Source organism: Halopseudomonas pelagia CL-AP6 (genome assembly GCF_000410875.1).
In the GTDB taxonomy this organism is placed as follows: domain Bacteria; phylum Pseudomonadota; class Gammaproteobacteria; order Pseudomonadales; family Pseudomonadaceae; genus Halopseudomonas; species Halopseudomonas pelagia.
On the sequence record NZ_AROI01000008.1, the window covers coordinates 146,206 to 163,645 of the forward strand.

Annotated in this window: 14 protein-coding genes; 6 read left to right on the forward strand and 8 right to left on the reverse strand. The window is 59.0% G+C overall.

Features of this window, described 5'->3' with window-relative positions; genetic code table 11:
- Positions 1-191 precede the first annotated feature (191 nt).
- Complete coding sequence (locus K787_RS0107115) at positions 192-740, forward strand: cupin domain-containing protein (protein WP_022962105.1); 549 nt, start codon at positions 192-194, stop codon at positions 738-740.
- Positions 741-850: 110 nt separating this feature from the next.
- Positions 851-2,347: a helicase HerA-like domain-containing protein gene (locus K787_RS0107120; RefSeq protein ID WP_040640857.1), complete on the forward strand. Its 1,497-nt coding sequence runs from the start codon at positions 851-853 to the stop codon at positions 2,345-2,347.
- A 20-nt stretch (positions 2,348-2,367) separates the two neighbouring features.
- On the opposite strand, the gene K787_RS0107125 is transcribed toward K787_RS0107120, so the two are convergent.
- The 3 genes from K787_RS0107125 to algB form a co-directional block, all read right to left on the reverse strand.
- The gene (locus K787_RS0107125) at positions 2,368-2,979 is read right to left on the reverse strand and encodes a DUF4136 domain-containing protein (RefSeq protein WP_022962106.1); all 612 of its coding nucleotides are present in this window, start codon (positions 2,977-2,979) and stop codon (positions 2,368-2,370) included.
- A gap of 93 nt (positions 2,980-3,072) precedes the next feature.
- Positions 3,073-4,848, reverse strand: a complete 1,776-nt coding sequence (locus tag K787_RS0107130) for an ATP-binding protein (RefSeq protein WP_022962107.1) — start codon at positions 4,846-4,848, stop codon at positions 3,073-3,075.
- On the reverse strand, positions 4,845-6,191 hold the full coding sequence (gene algB / locus K787_RS0107135; RefSeq protein WP_022962108.1) for a sigma-54-dependent response regulator transcription factor AlgB: 1,347 nt from the start codon (positions 6,189-6,191) through the stop codon (positions 4,845-4,847). Before algB ends, K787_RS0107130 begins: the two co-directional genes overlap by 4 nt.
- Before the next feature lie 228 nt (positions 6,192-6,419).
- Here algB and K787_RS0107140 point away from each other — a divergent pair, with 228 nt between their 5' ends.
- The 3 genes from K787_RS0107140 (at position 6,420) to K787_RS24645 (ending at position 8,057) form a co-directional block, all read left to right on the forward strand.
- A complete protein-coding gene (locus K787_RS0107140; protein WP_022962109.1) occupies positions 6,420-7,256 on the forward strand; it encodes a BON domain-containing protein in 837 nt (278 codons plus the stop codon).
- An 89-nt stretch (positions 7,257-7,345) separates the two neighbouring features.
- The gene (locus K787_RS0107145) at positions 7,346-7,780 is read left to right on the forward strand and encodes a PA2169 family four-helix-bundle protein (protein ID WP_022962110.1); all 435 of its coding nucleotides are present in this window, start codon (positions 7,346-7,348) and stop codon (positions 7,778-7,780) included.
- A 112-nt stretch (positions 7,781-7,892) separates the two neighbouring features.
- Positions 7,893-8,057, forward strand: a complete 165-nt coding sequence (locus K787_RS24645) for a DUF1328 domain-containing protein (protein ID WP_022962111.1) — start codon at positions 7,893-7,895, stop codon at positions 8,055-8,057.
- 96 nt (positions 8,058-8,153) lie between these two features.
- Here K787_RS24645 and K787_RS0107155 read toward each other — a convergent pair whose 3' ends face one another.
- The 3 genes from K787_RS0107155 to K787_RS0107165 all read right to left on the reverse strand — a co-directional run bounded on the left by K787_RS0107155 (position 8,154) and on the right by K787_RS0107165 (position 13,957).
- On the reverse strand, positions 8,154-9,566 hold the full coding sequence (locus K787_RS0107155; RefSeq protein ID WP_022962112.1) for an efflux transporter outer membrane subunit: 1,413 nt from the start codon (positions 9,564-9,566) through the stop codon (positions 8,154-8,156).
- Entirely contained in the window at positions 9,559-12,723 is a 3,165-nt protein-coding gene (locus K787_RS0107160) for an efflux RND transporter permease subunit (RefSeq protein WP_022962113.1), read from the reverse strand. Before K787_RS0107160 ends, K787_RS0107155 begins: the two co-directional genes overlap by 8 nt.
- Before the next feature lie 79 nt (positions 12,724-12,802).
- Complete coding sequence (locus tag K787_RS0107165) at positions 12,803-13,957, reverse strand: efflux RND transporter periplasmic adaptor subunit (RefSeq protein WP_022962114.1); 1,155 nt, start codon at positions 13,955-13,957, stop codon at positions 12,803-12,805.
- A 396-nt stretch (positions 13,958-14,353) separates the two neighbouring features.
- On the opposite strand from K787_RS0107165, the gene K787_RS0107170 reads away from it, so the two are divergent.
- Positions 14,354-15,265 (forward strand): AraC family transcriptional regulator, encoded by a 912-nt coding sequence (locus K787_RS0107170; protein WP_052185335.1) that lies wholly within the window; start codon positions 14,354-14,356, stop codon positions 15,263-15,265.
- A gap of 12 nt (positions 15,266-15,277) precedes the next feature.
- On the opposite strand, the gene K787_RS0107175 is transcribed toward K787_RS0107170, so the two are convergent.
- Positions 15,278-16,651: a sensor histidine kinase gene (locus tag K787_RS0107175; RefSeq protein WP_022962116.1), complete on the reverse strand. Its 1,374-nt coding sequence runs from the start codon at positions 16,649-16,651 to the stop codon at positions 15,278-15,280.
- Entirely contained in the window at positions 16,648-17,316 is a 669-nt protein-coding gene (tctD, locus tag K787_RS0107180; RefSeq protein ID WP_022962117.1) for a two-component system response regulator TctD, read from the reverse strand. The genes K787_RS0107175 and tctD overlap by 4 nt, the downstream gene beginning before the upstream one ends.
- Positions 17,317-17,440: the final 124 nt, after the last annotated feature.

Here is a 17,440-nt window from a genome sequence, read left to right on the forward strand (position 1 = left end):
TGAGCAGGGGAAATAATATGAGCAGGGGCAATAAATAGTGTGACAACAAGAGCGTGGCAATAAGATTCGGCTATATGACCGCCCATCTTAACAGGTGTTCAAACATCCACGTGGATCCGTTGTAAATTCTGAACAGCCATGCAATCATTCCTGGCATTAGCCGCTCTAATGACTATCCGGAGGAAGTGATATTGGACGTGGGTGCCCGACTCAAGACCATAAGAAAGCTCAAGGGCCTGTCCCAGCGTGAACTGGCCAAGCGAGCAGGCGTGACCAACAGCACTATTTCCATGATCGAGAAAAACAGTGTCAGCCCTTCGGTAAGCTCGTTGAAAAAGGTGCTGGCAGGTATTCCGATGTCGCTGGTGGATTTCTTTTCTCTTGAGGTGGAGGACGATAATCCACGCAAGGTCGTCTACCGCGCGGAGGAGCTGCTGGATATCGGCACCGGCGAGGTGACCATGAAGCTGGTCGGCAAAGGCCACGCCAACCGCGCTTTCTCATTTCTCAACGAAACCTATCCGCCAGGCTCCGACACTGGCCCGGACATGCTCAATCACGAGGGTGAGGAAGCCGGTACCGTCGTCAGTGGGCAGCTCGAAGTGACTGTCGGCAATGAAGTCTTCATCCTGGATACGGGTGACAGCTACTACTTCGACAGCAATCAACCACATCGTTTTCGCAATCCCTTCGAGGCACCTTGCCTGTTGATCAGCGCGACCACACCGGCCAACTTCTGAGCCACCGACTGTAAGCAGTGTTCGATGGGTAGTCTCGGGCGGGCAGCCCCAGGCCAGCGCGAAACAGTCTAAACTAGCTCTGCAACCCCTTCCCGCAGGAGCCTGTATCCATGCCTGATGGCCATCCCCAGACGCTATTGATCGGCGGCAACGCTTATGGCTCGGTGAGTCTCGTGCCGCGCATGGCCAACCGCCACGGCCTGGTGGCCGGTGCTACCGGCACTGGCAAGACCATTACCCTGCAAGTGATGGCGCAGGCTTTTTCTGACCTGGGTGTGCCGGTGCTGGTGCCGGATATCAAAGGCGACTTCTCCGGTATTGCCAAGCCCGGCGTGCTCAGCGACAAGCTCCAGCAGCGGGCGGACAAGGTCGGCCTGGGTCCCATGACGGCAAGAGGCGCACCCACGGTGTTCTGGGACGTTCACGGCGAGCATGGGCACCCCTTGCGCTTGACCATCAGCGACTTCGGGCCAGTGATGCTGGCAAGACTGTTGAATCTGAACGAGACACAAAGCGGCGTGCTGCAAATCCTCTTTCGGGTCGCCGATGATAATGGCTGGCTATTGTTGGATCTCAAAGATCTGCGAGCGATGCTCACGTATATCAACGAACAGCGCGCCGAGATTGGGCCGCGTTACGGCAACGTGTCGGCTGCCAGCATCGGCGCCATCCAGCGCGCGCTGCTGAACCTCGACAATCAGGGTGGTGAGAAACTGTTTGGCGAGCCCGCGGTGACCCTGGAAGATTTTCTGCAAACCGACGCACAGGGCCGTGGTGTGGTGAATATTCTGCACGCTGCGCGACTCTATCGCGACAGCCCGCTGGCCTACTCAAGCATTCTGTTATGGCTGCTATCCGAGCTGTTCGAACAACTACCGGAGGTCGGCGATGCCGACAAACCACGCTTTGTGCTGTTCTTCGACGAAGCTCACCTGCTGTTCGCCGATACGCCGAAAAGCCTGGTGGCGCGCATTGAGCAGGTAGTGCGCCTGATCCGTTCCAAGGGGGTAGGGGTGTACTTTGTTACCCAGAGCCCGCTGGATGTGCCCGAATCGATACTCGGCCAGCTCGGTAACCGCGTACAGCACGCATTACGCGCCTTTACCCCCAAAGATCAAAAAGCGGTGCGTAGCGCCGCACACACTTTCCGCAGCAATCCGGAGCTAGATACCGAACAGGCGATTACCGAACTCGCAGTTGGCGAAGCCTTGGTCTCACTACTGGACGAAAAAGGGGTGCCTACCCCTGTACAGCGCGTATTGGTTCGCCCACCCGCAAGCCAGATGGGTCCGATAAGCGAGCAGGAGCGAGCTGATGTGATCAAGAACTCAGTGCTGGCCGGAGTTTATGATCGGGAGCTGGACCGCGAATCGGCTTATGAAATCCTTCAGGCTCAGGCGGAAAAAGCACTCTCGGAAGAAACCGCCAAGACCCGAACGCAGGAGCAAGCACGCACTCAGGCCAAAACGCGCAACAAGTCGGCAACCACATCCTCCACCTGGACCGACATGGCTACTTCCATGGGCCGCAGCGCGGCCAGAGCGATTGGCACACAACTGGGCCGACAGATTCTCCGTGGCGTGCTGGGCTCGCTCAAAGGGCGCTGAGCGCGAGGAGGTGGTCAGGATCAGTAGGGCGGGAAGCCACCCAGAATCTTGCTGACCATTTCCTGAATCTGCTGCGAGCGCTCAGCCGGTGACAGCGCGGTATTGCGCATCTGTTGCTCATCACTGCCACGCCACACTAGCTGGCCGTCGTCGAGCAAATCGATTTGCAGGGTAAAGACCTGGTAATCCACTGACCGCGTTTCCGCATAACCAGGACCGCCGCCCCAACCACCACCCCAGCCGCCCCAGTAAGTACCAAAGGAGCCGCCGTAGCTGGTGGTTACGTTATCCTTGCGCAGCTCGCTGATCACGTAGACCTTGACGTCCAGATCAGCCCCTTGGCCTGGCTGTGCGGGTCGCAACCCACGGACGTCGAGCTGACCACTGACCGCCTCGCGAATGCGCTGGCTGGTCAGGTCACTGCGGATTCGTGGGTCGTTCTCCGGCAAATAGTTGACGTCCGGCTCAGCCCAACTCCAGGTGCGGTACTGGGTGAAGTCCCGACTGGTGTCGAAGTCGCGCTGAATCGGCGCTGTTTGACAGGCCGCCAGGAGCAAGACAGCGGCCCCTAGTAGCAGAAATTTGATCGGAGCCTGTTGCTGAGGAGCGCGCAATTGATAAGCAAACATCATGGTCACCCGCCATAGGTCGATTGGAAATACAACTCTACGCCATTTGACCCACAAACCCAGCTGCAGGTTCGTGGAGGCCTGTTACTAAACACGTCAAAGCGGTAAAGCCAGATAAAAGTGTGCGCCTTTGCCGGGCTTGGACAGCACGCCCATATAGCCACCATGCAGTTGTACAATTTCTTTGCACAGAGCCAGACCCAGGCCCGCGCCGCCTTTCTTGCCACCGACCTGGACAAAAGGTTCGAAGACCCGCGCCTGCTGGCTATACGGAATGCCCTCGCCATTATCTTCAATACCAATGATAACGCGCTCGGACTTGCGCCGCGCTCGCAGAATAATCTGCCCTCCCGTGTCGGTGTGACGCAGCGCATTGCCGATCAGGTTATCCAGTACCCGCTCGATCTGTAGCCGATCCAGCTCCACCTTGGGCAACTCGCCTTCGGTTTCGATGCTGATAGTGATGTCCCGCTCACCGGCCTGCTCCTTAAAACGCTGCTGCGTATTAGCCAGCAGCGGTTCAAGATCACAGGGGGCTGGGTCGATCTTCTGCAAGCCATTCTGGTAGCGTGAGAAATTCAGCAAGTCATTGATCAGATGTACCAAGCGACGCATTTCCTCATCGACGGTGGTCATCAACTCCGATTCACGGCTGCCAGGGGCTGCATTTGCACCCTCCTGCAACAGGGCAAAGGCCATATGCATCCCGGCTACTGGCGTGCGCAGCTCGTGTGACGCGCGTAACACAAATTCGCTACGCACCCGCTCGAACGCACGTTGCTCAGTCACATCACGTAGCACCATGACCGCACAGACAAAATGCCCTTCATCATGGATAACCGAAGACAGCCGGTAGCTGAGCATGCGCACCTCACCATCTGCCTCAATCTGCAAGTCCTGCTCGCCATGCTCTTGATAATCGTCCTGGAGGAGCTTGTGCAATTGCTCATCCAGCTCGGGCAGACCAAGCACTGCCCCCAGCTGCTGACCCAAATGGCTCTCGTCGCAACTCAGCTGGCGCTGCGCTACCGGGTTGATGTGCTCGATATACGCCGCGCAGTCAAAAATCAACAGCCCGTCATCAATGCTGTCCAATACTGCCTGCAGACGCTTCTGCTCGGCTTGCAGCGCCGCGATATCACTGCTGCGAAATTCTTCCAGCGAAGCAGCCATGAGCCCGAAACGTTTGGCCAGGGTCGACATCTCGGCAATCGGCGAAATAGGCAGCACTACCTTGAAGTCGCCCTTACCAATCTGGTCAGCAGCTCTGGCCAAAGACTCAATAGGGCGACCAAAACGTTGGGCGATGCTGTTAGCGGTAATCAGGCCGATCAGCAATACGGCAATGGCGATCAAGCCCATGAGACCGGCTACCAGCCACGCCCGCTCGCGCGAACTTTGCTCGGCCGCTTCTACCTGGGTCACATAACGCATCTGCACCGCGCTGATGCGATCACGCATCGCATCCACGGCGCGGCCGAACTCATCGTTGCGCAACAACTCACGACGGACGGCGAAAGGCTCGCTGATCAGCAGGCTGTAAGTAGCATAGCTATAACGGATTTCCTCGGTCGCCTGGATATCAGCGTCGTTCATCGCGCTAGCAGCAGCGGTATCCAGCCAATTGCGGAAATGCCCATCGGACGCCGCCAAGGCCTCTCTATCCAGATTCTCAGCCAGCAACAAAGTCACCTGACGGCTGAGTTCATGGCTCAAACCAAGAGTCGCCTGAATAATGCTCAGATTGCGGGTCATTGCGGTGTTCTGCGTCTTGGTAAGATGCAATACGCTGAACAAACCCAGTAGCAAGCCGACGACGGCCACCGTTAGCAGCGCACTGCTGCTGAGGAACAATCGGCTGCGTAACTTCATAGAGCCAACTGCTTGCGCTTGCGATACAAGGTAGAAGCATCGATGCCAAGCGTTTTTGCCGCTTGATCCAGGGTCTCGCTATTGGCCAGCACCGCAGCAATATGGGCTCTCTCGAGTTGATCCAGGCTCAACTCGTCCCCTACCCGCGGCGCGCTGTTTAGCGCCGGCTCGCTGAAACCCAAGTGGCTTACTTGAACCTGGTCATCGGTGCAAATGATGCTGGCCCGCTCGATCACATTACGCAATTCACGTATGTTGCCTGGCCACGGATAGCTCAAAAGAGCCGCCATTGCATCCTCGCTAAACTCCCGCGCCGGCGTACTGTATGCCTTGACGAAGCGCAGCAGAAAGCGCTCGGCCAGTTCGGCAATGTCTTCGACTCGTTCGCGCAACGGCAGCAGGGTGAGCGTGATGACATTCAGGCGATAGAGCAGATCCTCGCGAAAACGCCCTTCCTCGACCATGTTTTTCAGGCTGCGGTTGGTCGCCGCCAGAATCCGCACATCGGCATGCCGAGTGACTGGGTCACCAACCCGCTCAAATTCCTTGTCCTGGATAAATCGAAGCAACTTCGGCTGTAACGTGAGCGGAAAATCGCCTATCTCATCTAAAAAAAGCGTGCCTCCGTCTGCTTGGCTAACCCGCCCCAAGGTATTCTCACTGGCGCCGGTAGAGGCCCCTTTGGTGTGCCCAAACAGCTCACTTTCCATCAGTTCCGACGACAGGGACGGACAGTTAATGGTTACGAACGACTTCTTTCCACGCTGACTCCACTTGTGCATCGCCTTGGCCAGCTCCCCCTTGCCAGTGCCGGATTCGCCCAGAATCAGGATATTGGCATCGGTAGAGGCGACCTGCCGGGCGGTATCAAGAATCGCCATCATCGCCGGCGATCTTGAATCGTGGCCTTCCTGCGGCTTGCCAACCTGCCCTTCAAGCTGTTCAATTCGAGCAGCCAATTGCCGGGCCTTGAGCTGCTTGGCCGCGCTCATGCGCAGTTGTTCTGGGCTGCACGGTTTGACCAGGTAATCTGAAGCGCCCGCCTGAATGGCATCCACGGCGGTATCCACCGCCGAGTGTGCGGTAACTATGACCACGGCCATCCACGGCGCCAACAGCCGCATCTGCGCCAGTACGGCCAGCCCGCTGTCTTCGCCGAGACGCAAGTCCAAAAAGCACAAATCAAAAACGTGCTGCTGGAGAAGCGTTTCCGCTTTCGCCGCCGAGTTTGCGGTGGCTACCTGATAGCCTTCGTCTTCCAGGCAATAACGGAAAGTGCGCAAAATGGCTGATTCGTCATCAACCAGAAGAATACGTCCGCACGGTTGTTCTGCCGCATCCATTTTTTCCGCTCCTGACCTCATTTCCAGATTTAGCCCCTGAAGTTTCGTGCAAGTTGCACGGCAACCAAAACGCGATCATGCAGCCTGCATGCTGCATTGCACCAGCTGTATTTTTTAACCAACTGATTTTAAACAAAATTAAATGTTCCAACTGCTTGGCACAGCGCTTGCGATACCAGTGTACGGCTGCAAAACAGCCATTTTGCGATACATATACGGAGAATACCCATGCACAAGCTAAAAACACTCGCCCTGGCCACGGCCACTGCCGGCATCATTGCCCTGTCCCCAATGGCCGCCTTCGCCGACGACGGCGACACCCGCCGCCAACTGAGCGAAGCACGCCAGGAAGGCTCTGTTGTTACGGCTATCGCCCTCAACCGCCACCTCAACCCCTTCCGCATTGACGTCGAAGTGAACAATGGCACCGCAGTGCTGACCGGCGAAGTGGAAAGCGACGTGGATCGCGATCTGGCTGAGGAAGTTGCCTTGAGCGTAGAAGGTGTCGAAAAAGTCGACAATCAGTTGACTGTGGCTTCCGATGCCGAGCGCACCGAGCGCTCAGACAAGTCCATGTCGCAGCGCTTCGACAACGCCACCACCACCGCCAGCGTGAAGTCCAAGCTGCTGTGGAATAGCAACACTGAAGGATTGGACATCAAGGTCACCACCCGCAACGGTGTAGTCACCCTGGAAGGTACTGCCCAGTCAGACGAAGCCAAAGAACTGGCCGAACGCCTGGCGGCCAATACCGATGGCGTGCGTGATGTGCAAAACAACATTACCGTCAGTGGCGAAGCGACTACTGCTGCCAAGGCACAGAACACAGCAGACGACGCTAGCGATGCGGTCTCCGATACCTGGATCACCAGCAAGGTGAAATCCAGCTTCCTGTTCAGCCGCAACCTGGATGGCCTGGATATTAAAGTAGAGACCAAGAATGGTCAGGTCACCCTGAGCGGCGAAGTCAACACCGCAGCCGAGAAAGAGCTGGCGGTCGAGACCGCTCGCAATATTCGCGGCGTAACTGACGTGAACGCCTCTGCTCTGAATGTAGCTGGCTAAAAAGTCAACGATTCAAACCACCGGTCAATCCCGGCCGGTGGCTGCTGTAAGCGCCGCCACAAGCGACGTGAAGCACTTGGAGAACGACGATGACGAACAAAACCGCGCAACTGAATGAACTGATTGAAATCACCCGCGACGGACAGCGCTTCTATGAGCACGCCCGTGAAGAGGTCAAGGATATCGGTCTGCAGAGCCTGTTCAGTGATATGGCGCTGGCCAAAACCGAAGTGATCCAGGCGCTGTCGCTGAAAGTAGCGGCCAATCACGAGCAGCCAGCCACAGGTGGCACCTTTGCCGGCAAATGCCGTCAGATCTATGCCGATACCCGAGCCATGATTTCCAGCGATGAAGATGCAACTTACATCGGCCAATTGGAAGAGGCCGAGGACCGTATCCTGCATGCGTTTGAAGAAGCGCTGGAAGAGTCCGAAGCCGATGTACGTACACTGTTGGTACTGGAAATGCCCAAAGTTCGGGCTTGTCATGACCGCATGCGCGCACTGAAAAAAGCCACCGAGTAATAGATGGGCAACACTAGGGCGGCACAGGCGCAGTTGACCTGGTGCAGCCTGTAATGGCTAGCCTTGTGCTGGCCTAGGCTGGGCGCAAGCCCTATTTAAAGGAGAACTTACTATGCTGAGTTGGGCTGTTACATTTCTGATTATCGCCATCATCGCCGCCGTACTGGGCTTTGGTGGTATTGCAGGCACCGCAACAGGGATTGCCAAGATTTTGTTCCTGGTCTTCCTGGTGCTCTTCGTGGTTTCACTGATCCTGGGTCGACGACCCAAGGTTTAGTAGCACCACAAAAAACGCGCAAAACTCAAAAACCGCTTCCCTAGGGAGCGGTTTTTGCGCATCTGCATCTTGGATTCCCATGGTTTAATCGGGGGTCTAACCAGGCAACGGCGCTCCGGCCAACGACCGATAAACGTTGACCATCGCCAGCACCATTGCGGTCCGGCTTTGCACCAGACTGTCACGCATACCCGTCAGCTCCTGCTCCGCAGCGAGCAATTCGAAATAACCGATAAAGCCCTGGTCATAACGGTCACGCGCCTGCTCGACCGCCTGGGTGGCAGCATCGGTGGCACTCTGCAGCAAAGCCGCGCGTTCATGCGACTGCTGATAGCGCAGTAGCCAGGTTTCGGTTTCCTCCAGCGCCAGCAAAACAGTTTGCCGATAATCTGCCAGTAGTGCTGCAGACTGCGCATCAGCGATATCAATACGTGCCTGCACCTGCGCCCGGTCGAGGAAGCTCCAATCGATACCCAGCGCTACCCTCCCGGTACGAGCGCCGCCAGTGAACAGATCCGAGCCATTGCCAGCCAGGGAGCCCAGCAGGCCTTGCAACGTGAAGCGCGGAAACAGGTCGGCACTGGCAACACCAATGCGCGCACTGGCTGCTGCTAGCCGGCGCTCTGCCGCCTGAATATCTGGCCGCCGACGCAACACATCGCCGGGGCTGCCAGCGGCGATCGAAGGCGTGCTCTCAGGCAAAGCACCCGGTACTGCGAGCTGCAACATCAGTGCGGTAGGCGCCTGGCCGGTTAGCACGCCGAGCCGATGCATGGCCGCGCCAATGCCGGCATTGATCTCAGGAATGGCTGCGCGGGTCGCATCCAGCTGAGCGCGCGCACGGACCTGGTCAAACAGGGTGCCACGACCAGCCTCCAGGCGGGCGCTGACGATATCCAGTGAGGCCTGCTGCAAACCCACATTCTCTTCAGCCACCCGCCGCTGCTGCTGCAGGCCACGCAACTGGAAGTAGCTGCTGGCCAACTGGCCAGCGAGCGCAACCTGCAATGTCTGTCTGTCGGCGCCTGCCGCCTGCAACTCAGCCTCGGAGGCTTCAGTAGCGCGCCGCAGACGTCCGAAAAGATCCAGCTCCCAGCTCAATGCTACACCCGCCTGATACAGCTCCAGGCGTTCCTGATCAGGCTGGCTGCGCTCCACTTCCGCCAGGCGCTGCCCTGAGACGCCAGCACCCGCCGTTACACTCGGCAATTGATCGCGCCGAGCACCGCGTAGCAGCGCTTCAGCCTCCTGGTAGCGCGCCAGCGCCGCCTGAAGATCCTGATTGTCCGTCAGCGCTTGCTCAATCAATTGCGCCAGCAGCGGGTCCTGAAAGCCCTGCCAGAATCGCTGCTCGTTGCTTAACTCCAGGCTAGCCGTCGTCACTTCCTCCTCATTCTGATCATGGGCAAACCGCTCCAGTGACACCGACGCAGGGGGCTGGTAGTCCGGTCCCACCGCGCAGGCACTTAACAACGACGCCAATAACAGCGTCATGGTCAGCTTATTCATGTGAGCCTCCTTCAAGCTTCACAGCCTTATGCTCAAAGCCTTTGGCCAGGGTCCTCAGGGCCACATAAAACACCGGGGTCAACAGCAGGCCGAACAGCGTCACACCGATCATCCCGGTGAACACCGTGATGCCCATGGCGTTGCGCACCTCGGCACCGGCGCCGGAGGCCAATACCAGCGGCACGACACCGGCAATAAAGGCCACCGAGGTCATGATGATTGGGCGCAGCCGCAGACGGCTGGCTTCCAGCGCGGCACTCACGGTGTCGCGGCCTTGAATTTCCAGTTCACGAGCAAATTCGACGATCAGGATCGCGTTCTTGCACGCCAAGCCCATCAACACCACCAACCCGACCTGGACAAAGATATTGTTGTCGCCGCCGACCATCCACACACCGAACAGCGCCGCGAGCAAACACATCGGCACGATCAGAATCACCGCCAGCGGCATTACCCAGCTTTCATACAGAGCAGCGAGCACCAGAAACACCAGCAGCAAGGCCAGCGGGAACACCACCATGGCCGCATTGCCCTGGGTCACTTGCTGGAAGCTCAAGTCAGTCCATTCCAGAGTCATGCCAGCGGGCAATACCTCATCCGCTACCGCCATTACGGCTGCCAGCGTCTGCGCCGAGGAGAGCGCGGCCGGATCTGACTGGCCAATCAAGTCGGCCGCCGGATAACCGTTGTAGCGGATCACCGGGTCCGGCCCGAAGCTCTCGCGCAGGGTGACCATGGTATTGAGCGGCACCATCTCATTATTGGCGTTACGCGTATAAAGGTGGTCAATGTCGCTGGGGTCATCACGGAACGGCGCATCAGCCTGGGCCATAACGCGGTAAGTACGACCAAACAGATTGAAGTCGTTGATGTACTGCGAGCCGAAATACAACTGCAGGCTGCCGAACAGGTCGTCCAACTGCACGCCCTGCGCCTTGGCCTGCATGCGATCCACGTCGGCGTCCAGTTGCGGCACATTGGCCTGGTAGGAACTGAAGGGGTAGAACATGCCCGGCGTTTCGCTCAGGGCCAGGGCCAGATCATTGGTCGCGGTCTGCAGCTCGCCATAACCGGCGCCACGACGATCCTGGATATACAGCGAGTAGCCCGAACCGGCACCCAGGCCAAATACCGGTGGCGGCATAAAGGTAATCGCGAAGCCTTCGTTAATCCCACCCAGTTGCGCGTTGAGGTCATCCGAGATCGCCTGCGCGGTGCGATCGCGCACCGAGAAATCATCGAACAGAATAAACACGGTGCCGACGTTAGGTGTGTTGGTGCCCTGCAGTGCGTTGAAGCCAACAAAAGCGGCCGCATCGGACACGCCTTCGGTATTCAGCGCCAGTTCACTAACCCGCCGCGCGACTGCTTCGGTGCGGTCTAGCGACGCCCCTTCAGGCAAACGAATGCTGCCAATCAGGTAGGTCTTGTCCTGGGTCGGAATAAAACCGCCGGGTACCTGATTGAACATCAATGCGGTGCCGCCGAGCAGCAGCACATACACCCCAAAAACCAGTCCTCTGCGACTCAGGCTGCGACCTACAAGCGACTCGTAGCGCTGCGCATTGCGTAGAAAAAAACGGTTAAACGGACGGAATATCCAGCCGAATAAGCGGTTGATGATCCGCGCAGGCAGATCCGGCGGTGCCCCGTGCGGCTTGAGCAGTGCCGCCGCCAGAGCCGGCGACAAGGTCAGCGAGTTGATCGCCGAAATAACCGTAGCGATGGCGATAGTCATCGCGAACTGGCGGTAGAACTGACCGGTGATACCGTCCAGAAAGGCCATGGGCACAAACACTGCGCAGAGCACCAGGCTGATCGCCACGATCGGCCCACTTACTTCGCGCATAGCCTGATGCGCTGCAGCCAGCGGTGCCAGGCCGGCCTCGATATTGCGCTCGACGTTTTCCACCACCACGATGGCATCGTCCACCACGATACCGATGGCCAGTACCATGGCGAACAACGTCAGAGTATTGATGGAAAAACCCATCAGCAGCAGCACCGCAAAAGTACCGACAATCGAGACCGGCACCGCCAGTAACGGAATCAGCGAAGCGCGCCAGGTCTGCAGGAACAGGATCACCACCAATACCACCAGCGCAACGGCTTCGAGCAAGGTAATGATCACCGCCTTGATCGAGGTACTGACAAATACGGTTGGGTCGTACGCCACTTCCCAGCTCAAGCCTTCAGGGAAGTCCGCCTGCAGCTCGGCCATCTTCTCGCGTACCGCCGCCGACACATCCAGGGAATTGGACCCTGGCGCCTGAAAGATCGGCAGTGCCACCGCCTGACGGCCATTCAGCAGCGCCCGCAGTGCATCCTGTGATGAGGCTAGCTCGATACGGGCTACATCCTTGAGCAAGGTCACTTCGCCCTGGCCCCCGGTCTTCAGCACGATATTCTCAAACTCCTCGACGGTTTCCAGGCGGCCCTGGGCGTTGATCGAAATCAGCATATCGGAACCATTCGGCATCGGCGGCGCACCAATCTGTCCAGCCGAGACCTGAATATTCTGCTCACGCACTGCGGCACTGATATCGCCTGCAGTAATACCCAGCGCGGCGGCACGCTGCGGGTCGATCCACAGGCGCATCGCGTAGTCACCGGCGCCAAACAGGCCGGCCTGACCCACACCGGGAATCCGCGCCAGCTCGTCACGAATATGCAGGACCGCATAGTTACGTATATAGGTGGCGTCCAGACTGTCGTCCGGCGAGGTCAAATGCACCGCCATCATCAGATTGGGTGATTGCTTCTGGGTGGTCACGCCGAGCTGGCGTACATCCTCGGGCAGGCGCGGCAGCGCCTGAGATACGCGGTTCTGCACCTGCACCTGGGCCTGATCCGGATCGGTACCCAGCGCGAACGTCACCGTCAGCGCCAGACTGCCGTCACTGCCGGCGACCGACTTCATGTAGATCATGTCCTCGACGCCGTTAATGGCTTCCTCGAGCGGCGTGGCCACAGTCTCGGAAATGGTCTTGGGGTTGGCGCCCGGATAACTGGCGCTGACCAGCACACTGGGCGGTACCACCTCGGGATACTCGCTGACCGGCAGCAACGGAATGCTGATCAGCCCGACCACAAAGATGATGATCGACAGCACCGAGGCAAAGATCGGCCTGTCTACGAAGAAACGCGAAAAATTCACGGCAACAGCCTCCCGGAACACGCCCGAAAGACGCGCCCGTATCAGTGGAATAAAAGAAAGTAAAAGGAGCGTTATTGCCTCAAGGTGCTATCGCGACGACCAATGGTGCTGGACCGCGACGCATATTTACCTGCTGCGGCAGCACTTCAATACCAGGGAAAGCGATTTTCTGCAGACCGTTGACCACCACGCGCTCCCCGGGGACCAGCCCTTCAGTGATCACCAGCAAGCCATCCACCCGGCGGCCGGTTTCGACAATACGCCGTTCGGCGCGGTTATCGTCATCCAGCACATACAGGTAACGGCGATCCTGATCGGTCATCAGTGCTTTTTGGTCGACCAGCAGCGCGGCACTGGCTGCCGCCACCGGCATTTCTACCCGGGCAAACTGACCAGGGCGCAGGGCGCCGTCTGGATTGGCCACCTGCGCGCGGTATTGCAGGGTGCCGGTGCGGGGGTTGTATTGGTTATCGACGAAGTCCAGTTGCCCCTGGTAGGGGAAATCCTGCGCGCCTGCCAGCCCAATACGCACCGGCACTGCCTGGCCGTGCGGGTTGTCCTGCACGGTCTGTTGATCACTTTCAAAATATACGTAGAGCGGATCGACCGATACCAGTGTCGACAGTAGCGTGGTGTCGGCACTGGCCAGATTGCCGCGGGTCACCTGGGCGCGGCCGATGCGCCCGCTGACCGGCGCCTTGACCTGTGTGTACTCCAGATCCAGTTGCGCACTTTGCAGCGCCGCAGCCGCGGCATTCACCGCCGCCTGTGCCATGCTCTTCGCCGCGCTGCGCTGTTCAAACTCCTCGCGGGAGATCGCCCGGCGCTCCCACAACTGCTCGGATCTGGCGGCCTCGCTGCTGGCCAGCGTTAACTGGCTGCGCATGCGCGCCAGTTCGGCCTGGGCCAATTGCTCACGGGCCTTATAAGGGCGCGGATCGATAACAAAGAGCACGTCGCCTTCGCTGACCAGTTCGCCCTCTTCAAAGGCGACCCGATCAATATAGCCGCTGACCCGCGGCCGCAGCTCCACCGTTTGCGGGGCCTCTATCCGGCCGCTGAAAGCACCCCAGAGGGTCACCCGTTCGGCCTGGACCTCGGCGACCTCAACCTCCGGCGGTGGTGCTGTGGGCACAGCATTGTCCTGGCCTTGAGCGTCGCAGCCAGCCATAACAGCCAGTAACAGGGCGCCAAGCAGAGTCACTTTGGCGTCCTTGAGGGTGATTGCTTGCATGTGGTTCTCACTTCCCGTCGGGGTCACTGATCTGAATCGTTTACAGAAAGACGCAGAGCGCGCCTTGGTAGTGACGAACGATACGGCCAGTGCTCCGGCTGCGGATAGCGCATTACTGCCGCATGATTGCCTAATTCTATTTAGAGATAAATAAGCAGGAGCAGCGCCTCCCCCATAATGGGTCATCAAGTCAAACAAACGCACCGTCATATGGCTTGATTTACGCATGTTTGCGCGATCCTGTCGGTTTATTGCCTAATCCTGCAAAAGTCATACAAGCGTCATCTGCCTTACCTGATCCTGTATATACTGCGTGCAAGCCTTTGGAGGTCAACCATGAATACCGCTGCCCCATCAGCTCCTGCGCTCGACCCTATGCGGCTGCCAGCCGAGCCCATGTGCCGGGAGCTCGCCGGCCTGGTTTCCGCCAGAGTGACCCAGGAAGGCGTCTATGAAACCGACATTCCGGGCCTCGACCTGTTTCGCGTCGATGCCCCCACCCCTTGCATGTCCACCGTGTATGAGCCTTCACTGTGCGTGATCGCCCAGGGTCGCAAAGTTGTGCAGCTGGGCGATCGGGAGATCATCTATGGCGCGCTCAGCTATATGGTCTCCAGCGTCGACCTGCCGGTGAATGGCCGCGTGGTGGACGCCTCTCCGGAGAACCCTTTTTTGGCCGTGAAGATCAATATTGACCCCGCCGAGGTAGCTGAACTGGTACTGCAATTGGGCGATTCGGCAGTACCCGGTGAACCTATCGACTGCCCCTATTCAGCCTGTGGCCTGTGTGTCGCCCAGGTTGATCTGGGCATTCTCGATGCGATGACCCGGCTAGTGCGACTCCTCGACTCTCCGACTGACGCGCGTGTACTGGCACCGCTGATTCAACGCGAGATCATTTACCGCGCGCTGGTGGGTGAGATGGGCTCACGCATGCGCGAGTTTGTGTCCGCCGACAGTCAGTCACACCGGATTTCACGCGTCATAGCCGTACTCAAGGATCGCTTTGCCGAGCCCCTGCGGGTGCGGGAGCTGGCGGAGAACGTGAACATGAGTGAATCGACGCTGTACCACAGCTTCAAGCAGGTCACGCGCATGTCACCGGTACAGTTTCAAAAGAAGTTGCGCCTGCAGGAGGCGCGGCGGCTGATGCTCAGCGAGGGGCTTGAAGCCGCTACGGCGAGCTACCGGGTCGGCTATGAAAGCCCCTCGCATTTCAGCCGCGAGTACAGTCGCATGTTCGGTGCATCACCGCGTGCGGACGTGGTCAAGTTGCGCGGCGAAACCCGCATGCCTATGCCGGCCTGACGCTTCTGCTGATCAGTCCGGAAAGCCGACCTTGACCAGCAGACCGCCCAGCGACCCCTGGTGCAAACTGATATCGGCCCGGTGAGCGCGGCAAATCTCGCCGACAATCGACAACCCCAGGCCGGTTCCCTCACCCTGATGGTAGAAGCGCTCGAACACCTTCTGCCGTTCGCTTTCTGGGATGCCGCTGCCGGTATCTTCTATTTCCAGCAAGCGCGGAGCGCGCAGGCGCAAAATGATCTGGCCGCCGGGTGGCGTGTGCTGCAAAGCATTAGAGATCAGATTACTGATCAACTCCTGCAGCAGTGTCGGCTCGCCCCAGACATCGAAGGGTTGATCGGCCTCCAGCGCCAACTCGATATGCTGCGCGTGCGCCAGCGGTACCATGCTGATCGCCAGTTCCTGAACCAGCGGTTGCATCGAGATGCGCTCGGCGCTGCCTTCAGCCACCGCCCGCGCGCCGCGCTCGATGCGGGCCATCGACAGCAGCCGATTGGCCAGCTGTATGGTGCGGTCCGTGCTCTGTTCGGCCTCGTGAAGGGCCTGTTTCCAACTTTCCGGCTGGTCGGCGCGCAGCCCCAGTCCGATTTGCGCCTTGAGCGCAGCGAGTGGCGTACGCAGCTCGTGCGAAGCCTCGGCGATAAAGTCCCGCTGGCGCTCGAAGTTCTCCCGTAGCCGTCCGGTAAAGTGATTGATCGACTCGACCAGCGGCGCCACCTCGCGCTGCAAGCCTTTGGTGCTGATAGGCCGCAAATCATCGCTGGCACGCCCGGCTACATCTTCACGCAGGCGTCGCAGCGGGCGCAACGCTGCGCTGACCGCCAACCAGGCGAGCAGCAGCGCGCTGATCGTCAGCAAACCCAGATTGATCAATGACTGGCGTAGCAGGGTATGCGCCATGCGGTTACGCGCCTCGAGGGTCTCGGCAACGCGAATTTCCGCCATGCCTTGCGCCGGGCCGCCGCTGATCGGCTGCAGCAAACTGACCAGCCGCACACCGGTGCTGCGGTATTCGGCATCGTAGAAACGGGCCAGGGCAGGGTAGTCGCGGGTCATTTCAATGCCTGCATCCGGGCCAGGCAGGTCTTCATACCCCGACACCGACTGACCCTGCAGGTCCAGCACCTGATAATACAAACGTCCGGTGATGTCGTAGGCGAAGTTGTCCAGTGCGATATAGGGGACCTCTACCACCAACTTGCCGTCCTGGTCATAGAGGCGCTCGGCAATTGCCCGCGCTGAAGACAGCAGTGAACGGTCATAGGCCGTATCGGCGGCGCTGCGGGCATTCCAATAGGCCGCGGTGCTTGCCAGCACCAATAGCAGGGCGAGCATTAATGCCAGCCTGCGCAGCAGGCGGCCGCGCAGGCTGCCGGCCGCCTTCACGGATTGGCTTCCAGCAGATAACCCAGGCCGCGGAAGGTGACGATACGTACCGGGCTGCCGTCGAGCTTGCGCCGCAGCCGGGAGATATAGATTTCGATGGCCTCCGGGTTGGCGTCCTGATCCAGGCCGAAGACCTTGCCGGCCAACTGTTCCTTGCTCATCAGGCGACCCGGACGGGCAATCAGGTTTTCCAGCACCGCATGCTCGCGGGAAGGCAATTGCAGCGGCTGACCGCTCAGGCTAAAGCGTCGGTCATTCAGATCGTAGACCAGCTCGCCACAGTGCTGCTGGCGCTCGCCGCCCATCAGGCTGCGCCGCAGCAGCGCATTGACGCGCGCCTCCAGCTCACTGAGTTCGAAGGGTTTGGCCAGATAATCATCGGCGCCCAAGTTCAAGCCGCGCACCCGGTCTGCGACCTCGCCCCGGGCGGTGAGCATCAGCACCGCCAGCGTCTGCCCGCGCTCGCGCAGGCGCCGCAAGACTTCAAACCCCTCCATGCGCGGTAAACCGACGTCGAGTATGGCCAGCGCGTAATCTTCATTGCGCAGCGCCTGATCGGCCACTACCCCATCATGCAGGGTGTCCACGGTCCAGCCCCCGGCTTTGAGCATGCGGGTCAGGCTGTCAGCCAGTTCCGGGTCGTCCTCCACCAGCAGAATGCGCAATGCAGAACCTCTTTATTCGTCGCTTTTCAACCGATTGTACACCGCCAAACCGGGCTCGCCAGTATGAAAGGTTGACGAAAGGTTAGCGCCTTAGGATTTGTTGATGCTCACCCAAACACCCGGG